Origin of the sequence: Candidatus Sphingomonas phytovorans, assembly GCA_029202385.1 — a bacterium.
Lineage (GTDB): Bacteria > Pseudomonadota > Alphaproteobacteria > Sphingomonadales > Sphingomonadaceae > Sphingomonas > Sphingomonas phytovorans.
Genome location: CP119314.1, coordinates 1,296,223 through 1,310,297 on the forward strand (window position 1 = coordinate 1,296,223; position 14,075 = coordinate 1,310,297).

Genomic DNA, 14,075 nt, shown 5'->3' on the forward strand with positions numbered 1-14,075 from the left:
CTTGTGGCCCCGGCATCGTCCGAGCCTTGTTCTTCCCGGCCAAAGCTCGGAAGAAGGCGGCAGCGGTCCCTCGACAAGCCCAGGACGAATGAAGAAGAAGGAGGCCGTGATCGACGCCGAACCCAGCCATGGTCCCGCGCCCCTTTTCATCCTGTCGTTCCGGCAGCGTGACGAGCTTGCCGAGCTGGCGGCTGGAGCCGGCTGGAGGGTCGTGGCCGCGCGCCGTGCGGCGGGCGCCGAGCGGCGGTTCCTGACCAGTGGCGCCGCGGTCGCGGTGATCGATGCGCGGGGCGCGCTCGGCGAAGGACGGGAGGCGGCATCCGCCATCGGCGGGGCGATCGCTGCCAATGGTGGCGCGTTGCTTGCGCTCGTCTCGCGCGGGGACACGACGGCGATCGGCGATTTCTACGACGCGGGCGCGACGCATTTTCTCGCCAGTCCGTTCAGCGAGGGGGAGTTCCTTCAGGCGCTGCGCTATGCGGCGCGCCACGCCGAACGCATGGCGGGCGAGTGGCGGGCGACGGCGCCGGCCGAACCGCTTGGCTGGCGGCTCGATGTGACGACTCGGTCGTTGCTGCTGACTCCCGGGTTCGCACGGCTGCTCGATGTCGACGAGCATCCCAAGCTGGTCGCGCTGTGGCGGCGGATCGACCCGACCGAACGCCGGGCTGCCATGGCGTCGATCCGGCGCCTGTCGGCGACACGCCAGGCAACGGCGTTCGCGCACGACCTGCCAGGGCTCGGCCGGATCGTGCAGCATCTCCAATATGACGTGAAGACAGGTCGCATCGATGCGCTGGTCGAACCCTTGGGCAGTGCCCCGGAGCCGGCGTCGGTCCTGCGCGACGCGCTGATCGGCACGCGCGACGCCGGCAGCGCGCGGCGCTGGATGGACCGGCGGCTGGCAGATCCGGACGGACGGCCGCTGACGGCGATGCTGGTCGCGCTCAACCGTTTCGACATGGTCAACGCAGCTTATGGCCGGGCGGCAGGCGACGCGCTGCTCCGCGCTGCCTTCAAGCGGATCGAGGAGGCAGCGAGCGGTGCGCTCGTCGCCCGGCTCGGGGGATCGGAATTCCTCGTCGCGATCGAGGACGGGGGCTCCCGAGTCGATCTTGTCGCTGAACGGATCGTGGGCGAGCTTGCCCGGCCGTTCGTGACCGGAGAGACGATCGCCGTGCTGGGCTGTCGGATCGGCGTTGCCGGGCGCGAGCCGGGCGACACCGCCGCGAGCCTGCTCCGGCGCGCGAGCGAGGCACTGGCCGACGCGCGCGCCTCCGATAGCGCGACGGTGCGAGTCGCTGAGGCAGGCGGGCGGGAAGAGTCGATCGATGTGCTGGCGGTGGAACTGCGGCACGCGATAGACCGGCGCGAGATCGACATTCTTTTCCAGCCCCAGGTATCGGTGCCGACCGGCGCGATCGTCGGGGTGGAGGCGCTGGCGCGCTGGGACCATATGCTGCTCGGCACGATCGGCGCCGATATCCTGTTCGCGGCGGCGACACGGGCCGATCTGGAGATCGGACTTTCGGATCATATCCAGCGGATCACCCTTGAACGGGCGGCTGCCTGGCCGGCGGCGCTCCACGGGCTGCGCCTGTCGCTCAACCTGACGGCCGGGGACATTGCGCGGCCCGGCTTTGCCGACCTGTTCCTCGACCGGGTGGATGCCAGCGGCTTTCCCCGCTCGCGCCTCACGGTGGAGATCGTCGAGAGTGGGCTGATCGAGGACCTCGGCATGGCCGCGACGCTGCTGGCGACGTTGCGCAGCGCTGGCGTCCGCGTCGCGATCGACGATTTCGGGACTGGCTATTCGAGCCTTGCCTACCTCAAGTCGCTGCCGCTCGACTATCTCAAGATCGACAAGAAGCTGGCGCAGGACATCACCGGCACGCCGCGCGACCGGGTGGTGGTGCGCGGCGTGATCGACATGGCGCGTTCGCTCGGGCTGGTGGTCATTGCCGAGGGCGTCGAGACCCAGGAACAGCTCGACCTGCTCGCCAAGGAAGGTTGCCAGATCTACCAGGGATTCCTGCGTTCCGAGGCGATCTCGATCGGGGCGCTGGTTGGGCTGATGGAGACGGCACCATGAGGATGACAGTAGCGATCGCCTTCGCGGCATTGGCAGTGCCGGCGGTGGCCGCGCCGCGCGAGGATACGCAGGCCGCGATCATGGCAGCGATGCGGGACAGCGCGGTCGCCTGGACCGCCGGCGATCTCGACCGTTTCATGGGAATCTACGCCGATGATTCGACTTTCGTCGTCGCTGAGGGCCTGATCCGCGGCAAGGCCGCGATCGCCGTGCGCTATGCTCCGCGCTTCACGCCGGCGGGGGCGGCGAAACGCGGCGCGTTGAGTTTCGAAGAACTGGCTTTCCGCCGGATCGACCCGACGCATGCATTGCTCGTCGCGCGATACCGGCTGAAGATCGATGGGGCAGGGGACCAGACAGGACCGACCTCGCTGCTGTTCGAGAAGCGTGGTGGTGTCTGGAAGATCGTGGCTGATCACAGTAGCTGATCCGCCCTCACGGCGGAGTATCGCGCAACCCGAGGCCGAAGCCTTGGCCGCCGGTCGGGTCAGGGCCGGTTGGCGCCGCCGCCGTCGAGCACCTCGCGCACCTTCCAGGCGAGCTGGGCGATGGTGAAGGGCTTGGGCAGGAACGCCACGCCGGCATCGAGCATGCCGTTATGGACCACCGCGTTGCGCGTATAGCCGGTGGTGAACAGCACCGGGATCTCGGGGCGCTGTGCCCGTACCTTGTCGGCCAGCTCGCGACCGCTCATGCCCGGCATGACGATGTCGGTGAACACGAGATCAAGCCGCGGCTGCACGGCAAGCTGTTCAAGCGCCTGATTGGCGTCGCTTGCCTGGACGATGGTGTAGCCCAGCTCGCGCAGGGCATCCACGGTCATGTGACGGACCTGGTCCTCATCCTCGACGACCAGGATGATCTCTTCGGCGACCCCGGTCGGCAATTCCTCACGCGCCTTGTCGGGTTCGGCCGACGATCCAGCCGCGCCGAGATGGCGGGGGAGGTAGATCTTGACGGTCGTGCCCCGGTCGATCTCCGAATAGATCTTCACATGGCCGCCGGACTGCTTGACATAGCCGAACACCTGGCTGAGCCCGAGGCCGGTACCCTTGCCGACGCCCTTCGTGGTGTAGAAGGGGTCGAACGCCCGCTCGATCACCTCGGGCGGCATGCCAGTGCCGCTGTCGCTGACGCAGATCATGACATATTGGCCCGGCTCGACCTCGGCATGGCTGCGGGCATAGCGATCGTCGAGTTCGGTATTCGCCGTCTCGATCGTCAGCTTGCCGCCGTCTGGCATCGCGTCGCGCGCGTTGACCGCGAGGTTCAGGATCGCGCTTTCGAGCTGGGAAGGATCGGCGAAGGCGTGCCAGAGGCCACCGGCCAGGATCGTCTCCACCCGGATATGCTCACCGATGGTTCGCCGCAGCAGCTCTGACATGCCGCCGACGAGCTGGTTCGCCTGCACTGCCTGGGGGGCGAGGGGCTGCTGGCGCGAAAAGGCGAGCAGCCGCGCCGTCAATGTCGCAGCGCGCTGGGCACCCTGGCTCGCATTGTCGATGCTCTGCAGGATCTTGGGGTGTTCGGACCCGACCAGACGCCGCTTCGCCATGTCGAGCGACCCGATGACGATCGCCAGCATATTGTTGAAATCATGCGCGATGCCGCCGGTAAGCTGGCCGATCGATTCCATCTTCTGCATCTGCCGGAGCTGGGCCTCGACCTGGGCGCGCTCCGTCACCTCGGCCTGGAGCGCCGCAGTGCGTTCGGCCACCCGGTCCTCAAGCTGAAGGTTCAGCGCGTGCAACTCGGCCTCGGTCCGGATCTGCGCTGCATGCGCGATGAACATTCCGTGAGTCAGGACGACGATGATGATGGTGGTGAAGGCGTAGAAACCCATCGCGATCCAGCCCGACGGCCAGATCAGCATGAGCGATCCGAACGGTTCGATCAGATAATATTTCGCGAGCAGGCCGGACAAGATGGCCGCCAGCATGCCTGGCCCGAAGCCGCCGACGAACGCCACGATGACGACGGCCGGCAGGAAGATCAGGAACGGATAGCCATCCAGTGTCTCGCCGATGCGCAACCGCAGCCACAGGGCGAAGACGATGAGCAGGATAGCGAGCAGATAGCCCGGCCACCGTTTCGCGCGGATCGATTGAGTGACGGTGACAAGGTTCATCACTCGCTGCGATATCCTGCATCAGACTGATAAATCAACGCGAAGTTGGGAATGGACGAAAAGGGTCCATCGTTCGAACCGGCGGCAGAAGGAGGTTGGCATGAAAGCCCAGGAACTTCATCGCGGGCGCTGCAGATCGCCCCCGACGACAACAATATCGAAGCGGTATTCCACGGCGAGGCGGATCGTAGCGCGCCGTCGGTCAAGACCAGTTTCCAGGGCGGAGATTTGCCTCTTCGTCTTCCCGCGCGAAAGCTGGGAAAGGCAGAATGCGTAAGCGGATTTCCCTGTTCCTGGCGAATAACAGGGAAATTAACAGGGACTTGGTTTTTTTATCATGCTTTCCGGCGATTTGCCGTCAATTATCTGTTTTTATAACAACGCCTTGGAGTGGAATTCCCTGTTATCCGCTAACAGGGAATTTGTCCGCCCGAACAGGGAAATGATACCATCGATGAGAATGAGCGGGCCGGACGCGGTGAGGTGTCCGAGTCCATGCTGCACCCATGTCCGCATGCATTGAATCGATAACGGGCAATTACCCCGCTGCCTTGGCCAGCCCCTTGGACAGTTGCAGCGCGCCGTTGAGCCGCGCCTTGGGATCGCTCCAGACGCGGGTGACCACCAGCTTGCTATCGGGCCGAAGCTTCGCGACCCCGTCAAGGCGCGCGATCCAGGCGAGCAGGCCATCGATGTTCGGCGGCTTGTCGTCGTGGAAGCTGACCAGCGCGCCGCGCGGCCCGACGTCGATCTTCGCGACACAGGCCTTTTTGGCGTTGAGCTTGATCTCCATGAGGCGGATCAGATTCTCGGTTGCATCGGGCAGCGGGCCGAACCGGTCGATTAGCTCGGCCGCGAAAGCCTCGACCGCCTGGGATTCGTCGAGATCGTTCAGGCGACGGTACAGGCCCATGCGCAGGTCCAGGTCGGGGACATATTCCTCCGGAATGAGGATCGGCGCGTCGACGGTGATCTGCGGCGAGAAGTCGCGCGGGCGCTGGGCGAGGCCGCCGGCCCTGGCCTCCATGATCGCCTCCTCCAGCATCGACTGGTAGAGTTCGTAGCCGACTTCCTTGATGTGCCCCGACTGTTCATCGCCGAGCAGGTTGCCGGCACCGCGGATATCGAGATCGTGGCTGGCAAGCTGGAAGCCAGCCCCGAGACTGTCGAGATCGCTGAGAACCTTCAGGCGCTTTTCGGCGGTCTCGGTGACGATCCGGTCGGCAGGAGTGGTGAGATAGGCATAGGCCCGCGTCTTGGCCCGGCCCACGCGGCCGCGCAGCTGATAGAGCTGGGCGAGGCCGAAGCGGTCGGCCCGGTGGATGATCATCGTATTGGCGCTGGGGATGTCGAGCCCGCTTTCGACGATGGTGGTGGAGATCAGCACCTCGAACTTCTTGTCATAGAAGGCGGACATGCGCTCCTCGACTTCGGTCGGGGACATCTGGCCGTGCGCGGTGACCGCGCGAACCTCCGGGACATGGTCGCGCATGAACTGCTCGATATCGGGCACATCAGCGACACGAGGCGTGACGAAGAAGCTCTGGCCGCCGCGATAATGCTCGCGGAGCAGCGCCTCGCGCAGCACGACCGGGTCCCAGGGCATGATATAGGTGCGTACCGCAAGGCGATCGACCGGCGGCGTCTGGATCACCGACAGCTCGCGCAGCCCCGACATCGCCATCTGCAGCGTCCGCGGGATCGGGGTGGCGGTCAGCGTCAGGACATGGACATCGGTCTTGAGCGCCTTGAGCCGTTCCTTGTGGGTGACGCCGAAGCGCTGCTCCTCATCGACGATGACGAGGCCGAGGCGCTTGAACCCGACTGATTTGGCAAGGATCGCGTGAGTCCCGACGATGACGTCGATCGTGCCGTTTTCCAGTCCTTCACGTGTCGTCTTGGCCTCGGCGGCGGGAACCAGCCGGGAGAGGCGACCGACATTGAGCGGAAAGCCTTCGAAGCGCGCGGTGAAGTTCTGGAAATGCTGGCGGGCGAGCAAAGTGGTCGGGCACACCACCGCGACCTGCAGGCCTGACATGGCGGCGGCGAAGGCGGCGCGGAGCGCGACCTCGGTCTTGCCGAAACCGACATCGCCGACGATGAGCCGGTCCATCGGCGTACCCGTGGCGAGATCGCCGAGCACATCGTTGATCGCGCGGTCCTGATCCTCGGTTTCCTCATAGGGGAAACGATCGACGAAGCTGGCATACCCGCTCTGGTCGGGCTCGATCACGTCGGCTGGGCGGAGCGCGCGTTCGGCCGCGGTCGCGATCAGCTCGCCGGCGATCTCGCGGATCCGCTCCTTCATGCGGCTCTTGCGGCGCTGCCAGGCCTCGCCACCGAGCTTGTCGAGGCTCGCGCCCTCGCTGTCCGAACCGTAGCGGGTAAGGACTTCGAGATTCTCGACCGGCACGAACAATTTGTCGCCGCCGGCATAGGTCAGCGCGACGCAATCATGCGGGCTCTGGCCGACGGGGATCGAGGTCAGCCCCTCATAGCGCCCGATACCGTGATCGACATGGACGACCAGGTCGCCGGGCGTGAGCATCGCAAGCTCGGCGAGGAAGGCATCAGCGGATTTCTTGCGCTTCTGGCGGCGGACGAGACGGTCGCCGAGCATGTCCTGCTCGGTGAGGAGCGCGACCTGCGGGGTCGAGAAACCGTGGTCGAGCGGCAGGACGATCAGGGCGATGCCTTTGTCAGCGGCTCCCAAAGCCTCCTGCCATGTATCAACCTTGGCCCCAGCCTTCAGACCGTGATCGGCGAGGAGCGTGGACAGCCGTTCACGCGCACCGATCGAGTAGCTGGCGAGGATCGGCTTGCGGCCGTCACGGCGGAGCGTCGCGATATGGTGGACGACCGCTTCGTAGACATTCGCGCCGCTTGACCGTTCCGCACCGAAATCGCGCGGGCCATCCACGTTGAAGTCGAGGACGGTGGCACTTTCAGGCTCGTGGAACTGGGTGGTGAGATGGGCTGGCGCGTGTTCAAGCCGCTCGGCGAAGTCCTTGGCCGTGAGGTAAAGCGCATCTGGCGGAAGCGGCCTGTAGCTGCCTGGGTCGCTCGACTGCGCCTTGACGCGGTTGGCATGATAGTCCGTGATCGCCTCGAACCGCTGTTCAGCCGCGCCGAGTACGCCGGCATCGCGGACAACCACGGCGTCGGGGCCGAGATGGTCGAACAGGGTCGCCATCTTCTCTTCGAACAAGGGCAGCCAATGCTCCATGCCGGCAAGGCGGCGGCCGTCGCTGATCGCCTGGTAAAGCGGATCGCCGGTCGCGGTCGCGCCGAAGCGCTCGCGATAGCGGCTGCGGAACCGCTTGATGCTGTCCTCATCAAGCAGGGTCTCGGACGCCGGCAGCAGGGTGAAGCCGTCGATCCGGCCCGTGGTGCGCTGATCGGCGGGATCGAAGGTGCGGACGCTCTCAATCTCGTCGCCGAAGAAATCGAGACGAAGCGCCTGATCCTGGCCCGAGGGAAAGAGGTCGACCAGGCCGCCGCGTACCGCGAACTCTCCCGAATCGGCGACCGTCTCGACCCGCGAATAGCCGTTGGACTGGAGCAGCTCAGCGAGCCGGTCCCGGCCGATACGTTCCTTCGGCGCAAGCGTCGCGACGAGCTGGCGGATGCGGAAGGGCGTCAGCGCGCGCTGCGCGGCGGCATTGGCGGTCGTGATGAGGAGTTGGGGGCCTTTGACTGGCTGCTGGAGGCGGTGGAGCGTCGCCATGCGCTCGGCCATGACGTGCAGCGTCGGCGAGGCGCGGTCGTAAGGCAGGCAGTCCCAGGCCGGGAAGGTCAGGACCTCCAGCTCCGGCGCGAAGACCGGCGCGGTCGCGGCGATGGCGCGCATCGCTGCTTCGTCCGGGGCGATGAACACGGCCCGCGTCTTCGCGGCGCGGGCGAGGTCGGCAAGCAGCCAGGGCTCGAACCCCGTCGGTACGCCGGCGAGGGTGAGGGGCGTCTTGGCCGAGAGGATCGTCTTCAGGTCGGGCATCAAATTTCAGCTTCCGTTGCCGCCATGCCGGACTTGTTCCGGCATCCACCGTTGCGAAAACGCCAGGGCTTCGATGCCCCGCGGGCCGGTGGCCCCCGGAACACGTCCGGGGTGACGCATTTGGTTTAACTCAGCGAGAGATCGGCACGTAGGTCAGCACGCGCATCGCTTCCATGATTGGCCCCTCGTAGCGCGCGGGGCAGGTGTCAGTGCCGATGGCCCAGGCCATGATATCGACATCCTGTTCCTCGAGCAGTTCCTCGAACAGATCGATCTCCGCATCGTTCCAGCCGGAAGCGGCGGCATCGCAAAAGCCGCCGATCAGCAGATCGGCTTCCTTGGTGCCGCGATGCCAGGCTCGAAAGCTCAGGCGTTTCAGGCGGATTTCACGATCCATGGTTTTCCAACGACAATTGGCCGGCGGGCGCTGGCGGCGCACGTCGGCTGGGGGTAGGAGCATGCAGATAGTCATGCGGCCCGATATCCTCAATCCATTGTTCGCCGAGATCACGGCATTGAAAGGCGTCGGCCCCGGACTGGCCAAGCCGCTCGACAAGCTCGGGCTGCACCGCGTGATCGACATGGCGTTCCACCTGCCGACCGGCTGGATCGACCGGGTGCCGCGCGAAGAGCTCGACATGGCGGATGCCGGCCGGACGATCGCGATCACGCTGACGGCGGTCGAGCACCGGTCGGGCAATGGCCGCGGGCCGAGCCGGGTCAGGGCCGTCGATGCCAGGGGCAACCATGTCAGCCTTGTCTATTTCGGCGGGCATCCGGGCTGGGCGAAGAAACTGCTGCCGACAGGCGAGCCGCGCCGCGTGTCGGGCCGGCTCGAGATGTATGGGCAGGAATTGCAGATGGTCCATCCGGACTATGTACTGCCGCTCGACGAAGCCCCCGATGTGGGCGAGCGCGAGTCGATCTATCCGCTGTCGGAAGGGATCACCTCGCGCCGGATGGGGCAACTCACCGCCCAGGCGGTGGAGCGCTCGCCGGACCTGCCTGAGTGGATCGAGCCGGGACTGCTCGCGAAACATGGCTGGCCATCGTGGCGCGAAGCGCTGGCGCGAGTGCATGCCGACCCGTCCGACGCCAAGGCGAAGGAGCGGCTTGCCTATGACGAGCTGTTCGCCAACCAGCTCGCGCTGATGCTGGTACGGCAATCGTCCAGGGCGCGGCGGGGCAGGGCGCTTGCCGGTGACGGGCGGCTGCGCGACGCGCTCGAACTGCCCTACGCGCTGACCGGCGCTCAGGCGCGGACAGTGCGGGAGATCGAGGGCGACCTGCAACAGGCCCAGCCGATGCTGCGCCTGCTGCAGGGCGATGTGGGGTCGGGAAAGACCTTGGTCGCGACGATGGCGCTGCTGATGGCGGTCGAGGCGGGGGCGCAGGGCGCGCTGCTCGCTCCCACCGAAATCCTCGCACGCCAGCATTTCGACACGCTCCGTCGCCAGCTCGGCGGCCTGCCGGTCGAGATCGCGGTGCTGACCGGACGCGACAAGGGCAGGGTGCGCGAAGCCACCCTGATGGGGCTCGCCTCGGGCGCGATCCATATCCTGATCGGCACGCATGCGATCTTCCAGGAGACAGTGACCTACAAGGACCTCGCGCTGGTCGTGGTGGACGAGCAGCACCGCTTCGGCGTGGCCCAGCGCATGATGCTACAGGCCAAGGCGGAGCGCCCCCCGCATCTGCTGGCGATGACCGCGACGCCGATCCCGCGCACGCTGACTCTCGCCAATTACGGCGAGATGGACGTCAGCCAGCTCGACGAGATGCCGCCGGGTCGCCAGCCGATCGAGACGCGGGTCATCTCCGAAGATCGCCTGCCCGAGGTGGTCGACGCACTGGCGCGGCATCTGTCGGACGGCGGCCAGGCCTATTGGGTGTGCCCGCTGGTCGAGGAGAGCGAGAAGAGCGATCTCGCCGCAGCCGAGGATCGGGCGGAGACGTTGCGGGCGCGCTTCGGCGATCGGGTCGGGCTGGTGCACGGCCGGATGAAGGGACCGGAAAAGGACGCGATGATGGCCGATTTCGCCGGCGACCGAACCGGCGTGCTGGTCGCGACGACGGTGATCGAGGTCGGTGTCGACGTGCCCAATGCGACGCTGATCGTGATCGAGCATGCCGACCGGTTCGGGCTGGCCCAGCTTCACCAGCTGCGCGGGAGGGTCGGGCGCGGCAGTGGGCGGTCGATCTGCCTGCTGATCCGCGGCAACCAGCTTGGCGAGACGTCGCGGGCCCGGTTGGCGTTGATGCGAGAGACCAATGACGGATTCCGTATCGCCGAAGAGGATCTGCGGCTACGCGGGGCGGGCGACTTGCTTGGTACGAAACAGTCGGGCGAAGCGGGGTTCAGGCTGGCGACGGCCGAGACGCTTGAGGCGCTTCTGCCGGCCGCCGCCGCAGATGCCCGGCTGCTGATCGATCGCGACGGCGGGCTGGAGGGCGCGCGAGGACAGGCGGCACGAACTGCCCTGTACCTGTTCGAGCGCGACGCGGGGGTGGCGTTGCTCCGCTCGGGCTGATCTCAGCGCGTTGCCTCCGTCTCGCTGACCAGCATCGCGAGCAGCTCGCCATATTGTTCGGGGCCGATCGGCTGGTCGAATTCACACCCGATCCGTCCACCCAGCGACCAGCGCAGCCTGGCGCGGCAGGTACCGATCAGGGGCAGCATGACCTCGAGCCATTCGCCGGGGACAAGGGGGGCGTCGCATCGTGCCATCAGCCCGTTGGCGGACAGGTCGACGATCACCAGCGACAATGCCCGCCCGTCCGGCCCGGTGGCGCGGGTACGGTGGAAGACGGGAATGCGCTCATCGACGCGCTTCTCCTGGAAGGGATGGCTTTCCAGACCCATGGCTTACCCTTGGTACGCCGGGGAATGCTCGGTCGCGTACCTGCGTGACTTTGGTCCTAACGCGTTTAACGCCGGGTTTGCCGCGACTTAAGGGATTCCACGGTGCCGAAGGCGACGACGGTATTGAAGCCGGGCCATTCCCGGCGACGCTCCGGCATGAGGTCGTTCGGAGCGTGCCATGGTGCTTTGCCGAACTGAGCCATGTCGTCGATCCGCCCAAGCAGAGTGAAACGGTCGAAGACGAAGGGGACGCCCTCGGCACCAAGCAGCGAATTGGCGTCGGCCAGATGAAAATGGAGATGCGGCCCGGTGGTATCGCCGGTGAAGCCGAGCCTGCCGATGACCTGCCCCTGCCGGACCCGCTCTCCCAATCGTACCCGCGCATTGCCGGGTCTCAGATGTTCGTAGAAGGCGACCTGCCCGTTCCCGAGGCGAAGCGCGATATAATTGCCCGCTCCTTCCCCCAGGGGATGAGCGGGGTTTTGCGAGATTCGCGCGCTCTCAGCGACATCGTCGCGCAGGCCCACGATCTCGCCATCCGCTACGGCGAGCACGTCGTCACCATAGCCGAAGGCGTCGCCAGGCCGGTCGGCGTCACCGACGGTGGTACGGCCCTGCAGGTCGAGCTTGATGAAATCGATCGCATAGCGGCCGGGAAGGCGTGCCCGCCCGTCGATGGTGTAGAAGACCCGTCGATGGCCGCGTTGCCACGACGGATCATGGACCGCTGCCCAGGGTCCGCCCGCCAGCGGCGGCCCAAGGGTGACGGGCGGGGTGGTTCTGATTCCCTGCCAGGGAGCTTCGGCTCGGAAGAGCCGATCATCCCCGGCCACCTTATAGTCGATGATAGGACGAAACGACCGAGGGACGTTGCCGGGTTGCAGGTCGGTTTCCACGAACAGGACCGAGCGATATCCCGGTGCCATGGCTCCGCCCGGGCCGGAAACCCTCGTCAGCCGCCGGTCAAGCGCTTCGCCAGCGAAGTCGGCGACGATCTTGTCCGCGGGGTCGACGATCCTGACTCGTTTCACCGTCAGCGGCGAATCGCTGAAGTTGGTGAGGTGAATCTCGTAGGTCAGTTGAGCCCTGCCGATTATTTTTACCGGCGTCGGCGCCTGCGGAACCGTGATGTCGAAAGACTGTCTGAGGATGGAGGCGGGTCGTTCTTCCTGCGCCTGTCCAACAGTGGAAAGGAGCGCCAGGCCCGGCAGGAGCAGCCAGTGGATCGGTCGTATCATCCCGGCCAAGCTCGCACGCTACGCTACCGCGTTCAACGATTCCCGCTCTGCCGCCGCGTCAGCGCCCGCGCAGCAACACCGCGAGCAGATCGTAATAATCGGCCAGTTCGATCGCCTGGTCGAGCTCGCATCCGATCCGGCCGCCGAGGAGCCAGCGGATCTCGGCGGTGATCACGCCCACGATCGGCAGCGTGACCGTCAGGCGGTCACCCACCTTATAGGGCACGTCACATCGCGCCATGAGGCCAAGCGCCGAGATGTTGACGATGAGGAGGTTAACCGGGCGCGCGTCGGGACCGAAGGCGCGCGTACGGAAATGCACCTCGTCGCGCGGCGTGCCACGTTCGTCGACTGGTCTTGCACTCCCGAATGCTGCCATGGCTCACTCCCTCGGAGAGCCAAGGCTACAGCGCAGGAGTGAATCCGGTCGAAACGAAATTGTTTAACGAATCCTTGCGCTGCCTCCAAAGCACTTGTGCTTCAAGGGTTTATGGCAGGAGTGTTACGTACAAACCCTAGCCCGCGACAAGAATCCCATGATGCTTCTTGCCGGCGGCGATCCGCACCGGCTCTCCGCCGACGTGGACGACCAGCGCTTCGTCCGTCACCTTCTCGACACCAACGCGCGCGCCGCCGCCCTTGATCAGGCGCCTCGCCTCGCCCTTGGAGGCGCACAGGCCAAGCGAGACCAGCGCATCGACGATTCCGATCTCGCCGCCCGCGACCGTGTAGGTCGGCAGAGAATCCCCGGCGGCACCTTCCTCGAAAGTACGGCGCGCGGTCTCCGCTGCCTCGGCGGCAGCCGCTTCGCCACGGCACATCGCCGTCGCCGCATCGGCCAGGATCTTCTTGGCCTCGTTGATCTCGGCGCCCTGCAACGTTTCCAGCCGCGCAATCTCGTCGAGCGGCAGATCAGTGAACAGCCGCAGGAAGCGGCCGACGTCGCGATCGTCCGTGTTCCTCCAGAACTGCCAGTAATCATAATGGGGCAACTGGTCTTCATGGAGCCAGACCGCGCCCGACATGGTCTTGCCCATCTTGCCGCCATCCGCCGTGGTAATCAGCGGGGTGGTGATGCCGTACACCTCGGTCGAATCGACCCGGCGCGACAGCTCGATGCCGTTGACGATATTGCCCCATTGATCCGATCCGCCCATCTGAAGGCGGCAGCCGGCACGGCGCGACAGCTCCAGGAAATCATAGGCTTGCAGGATCATGTAGTTGAATTCGAGGAAGCTCAGCGACTGTTCGCGATCGAGCCGCAGCTTGACCGAGTCGAAGCTCAGCATCCGGTTGACCGAGAAATGCTGGCCGATGTCACGCAGGAACGGGATATATTCGAGCTTGTCCAGCCAGTCGGCATTGTCGAGCATCACTGCGTCGGAGGGACCGTCTCCGAAGGTCAGGAACCGTTCGAAGATACGGCGGATCGACGCGACATTGCTCGAAATGCCATCCTCGCTGAGCAGCTTGCGTGCTTCGTCCTTGAAGCTCGGATCGCCGATCTTGCCGGTGCCGCCGCCCATCAGCACGATCGGCTTGTGCCCGGCCTGCTGAAGGCGGCGGAGCAGCATGATCTGGACCAGGCTGCCGACGTGCAACGACGGCGCCGTCGGATCGAAACCGATATAGCCGGGCACGACCTGCTTGTTCGCAAGCGCATCGAGGCCGGCGGCATCGGTGAGCTGGTGGATATAGCCGCGCGTCGAAAGCAGGCGGAGGAGATCGGAGGTGTGCTCGGTCATGATGCGGCGGCGCTT

General features: G+C 65.8%; 11 protein-coding genes. 4 read left to right on the forward strand and 7 right to left on the reverse strand.

What is annotated here, in order from left to right; translation table 11 throughout:
- Nucleotides 1-88 precede the first annotated feature (88 nt).
- Entirely contained in the window at nt 89-2,092 is a 2,004-nt protein-coding gene (locus P0Y59_05875) for an EAL domain-containing protein (GenBank protein ID WEK01217.1), read from the forward strand.
- Nucleotides 2,089-2,520 (forward strand): nuclear transport factor 2 family protein, encoded by a 432-nt coding sequence (locus P0Y59_05880; protein ID WEK01218.1) that lies wholly within the window; start codon nt 2,089-2,091, stop codon nt 2,518-2,520. Before P0Y59_05875 ends, P0Y59_05880 begins: the two co-directional genes overlap by 4 nt.
- A 59-nt stretch (nt 2,521-2,579) precedes the next feature.
- Here the strand turns inward: P0Y59_05880 and P0Y59_05885 are convergent, their stop codons facing one another.
- Nucleotides 2,580-4,220: a response regulator gene (locus P0Y59_05885; GenBank protein ID WEK01219.1), complete on the reverse strand. Its 1,641-nt coding sequence runs from the start codon at nt 4,218-4,220 to the stop codon at nt 2,580-2,582.
- 51 nt (nt 4,221-4,271) lie between these two features.
- Here P0Y59_05885 and P0Y59_05890 point away from each other — a divergent pair, with 51 nt between their 5' ends.
- Nucleotides 4,272-4,598 carry a hypothetical protein gene (locus tag P0Y59_05890; GenBank protein WEK01220.1) on the forward strand — a complete coding sequence of 109 codons (327 nt, stop codon included), beginning with the start codon at nt 4,272-4,274 and terminating at the stop codon, nt 4,596-4,598.
- Between the two features lie 160 nt (nt 4,599-4,758).
- Here the strand turns inward: P0Y59_05890 and mfd are convergent, their stop codons facing one another.
- Both mfd and P0Y59_05900 read right to left on the reverse strand, forming a co-directional pair.
- Nucleotides 4,759-8,214 (reverse strand): transcription-repair coupling factor, encoded by a 3,456-nt coding sequence (gene mfd / locus P0Y59_05895; protein ID WEK01221.1) that lies wholly within the window; start codon nt 8,212-8,214, stop codon nt 4,759-4,761.
- A gap of 130 nt (nt 8,215-8,344) precedes the next feature.
- A complete protein-coding gene (locus P0Y59_05900; protein WEK02504.1) occupies nt 8,345-8,611 on the reverse strand; it encodes a succinate dehydrogenase assembly factor 2 in 267 nt (88 codons plus the stop codon).
- Between the two features lie 73 nt (nt 8,612-8,684).
- Here P0Y59_05900 and recG point away from each other — a divergent pair, with 73 nt between their 5' ends.
- Nucleotides 8,685-10,745 (forward strand): ATP-dependent DNA helicase RecG, encoded by a 2,061-nt coding sequence (recG, locus tag P0Y59_05905; GenBank protein ID WEK02505.1) that lies wholly within the window; start codon nt 8,685-8,687, stop codon nt 10,743-10,745.
- 2 nt (nt 10,746-10,747) lie between these two features.
- Here the strand turns inward: recG and P0Y59_05910 are convergent, their stop codons facing one another.
- From P0Y59_05910 to tyrS, 4 genes are all read right to left on the reverse strand, one after another.
- Nucleotides 10,748-11,077: a PilZ domain-containing protein gene (locus tag P0Y59_05910; GenBank protein ID WEK01222.1), complete on the reverse strand. Its 330-nt coding sequence runs from the start codon at nt 11,075-11,077 to the stop codon at nt 10,748-10,750.
- Between the two features lie 65 nt (nt 11,078-11,142).
- Nucleotides 11,143-12,315 carry a M23 family metallopeptidase gene (locus P0Y59_05915; GenBank protein WEK01223.1) on the reverse strand — a complete coding sequence of 391 codons (1,173 nt, stop codon included), beginning with the start codon at nt 12,313-12,315 and terminating at the stop codon, nt 11,143-11,145.
- 58 nt (nt 12,316-12,373) lie between these two features.
- Nucleotides 12,374-12,694: a PilZ domain-containing protein gene (locus tag P0Y59_05920; GenBank protein WEK01224.1), complete on the reverse strand. Its 321-nt coding sequence runs from the start codon at nt 12,692-12,694 to the stop codon at nt 12,374-12,376.
- A 136-nt stretch (nt 12,695-12,830) separates the two neighbouring features.
- On the reverse strand, nt 12,831-14,060 hold the full coding sequence (gene tyrS, locus P0Y59_05925) for a tyrosine--tRNA ligase (protein WEK01225.1): 1,230 nt from the start codon (nt 14,058-14,060) through the stop codon (nt 12,831-12,833).
- Nucleotides 14,061-14,075: the final 15 nt, after the last annotated feature.

Bases quoted from the DNA above. Each gene is read 5' to 3' on its own strand.
- mfd (WEK01221.1), bottom strand. From the start codon at position 8,214: ATGCCCGACCTGAAGACGATCCTCTCGGCCAAGACGCCCCTCACCCTC.
- P0Y59_05920 (WEK01224.1), bottom strand. From the start codon at position 12,694: ATGGCAGCATTCGGGAGTGCAAGACCAGTCGACGAACGTGGCACGCCG.
- P0Y59_05915 (WEK01223.1), bottom strand. From the start codon at position 12,315: ATGATACGACCGATCCACTGGCTGCTCCTGCCGGGCCTGGCGCTCCTT.
- P0Y59_05880 (WEK01218.1), top strand. From the start codon at position 2,089: ATGAGGATGACAGTAGCGATCGCCTTCGCGGCATTGGCAGTGCCGGCG.
- recG (WEK02505.1), top strand. From the start codon at position 8,685: ATGCGGCCCGATATCCTCAATCCATTGTTCGCCGAGATCACGGCATTG.
- P0Y59_05875 (WEK01217.1), top strand. From the start codon at position 89: ATGAAGAAGAAGGAGGCCGTGATCGACGCCGAACCCAGCCATGGTCCC.
- P0Y59_05890 (WEK01220.1), top strand. From the start codon at position 4,272: ATGGACGAAAAGGGTCCATCGTTCGAACCGGCGGCAGAAGGAGGTTGG.
- P0Y59_05910 (WEK01222.1), bottom strand. From the start codon at position 11,077: ATGGGTCTGGAAAGCCATCCCTTCCAGGAGAAGCGCGTCGATGAGCGC.
- P0Y59_05885 (WEK01219.1), bottom strand. From the start codon at position 4,220: ATGAACCTTGTCACCGTCACTCAATCGATCCGCGCGAAACGGTGGCCG.
- P0Y59_05900 (WEK02504.1), bottom strand. From the start codon at position 8,611: ATGGATCGTGAAATCCGCCTGAAACGCCTGAGCTTTCGAGCCTGGCAT.
- tyrS (WEK01225.1), bottom strand. From the start codon at position 14,060: ATGACCGAGCACACCTCCGATCTCCTCCGCCTGCTTTCGACGCGCGGC.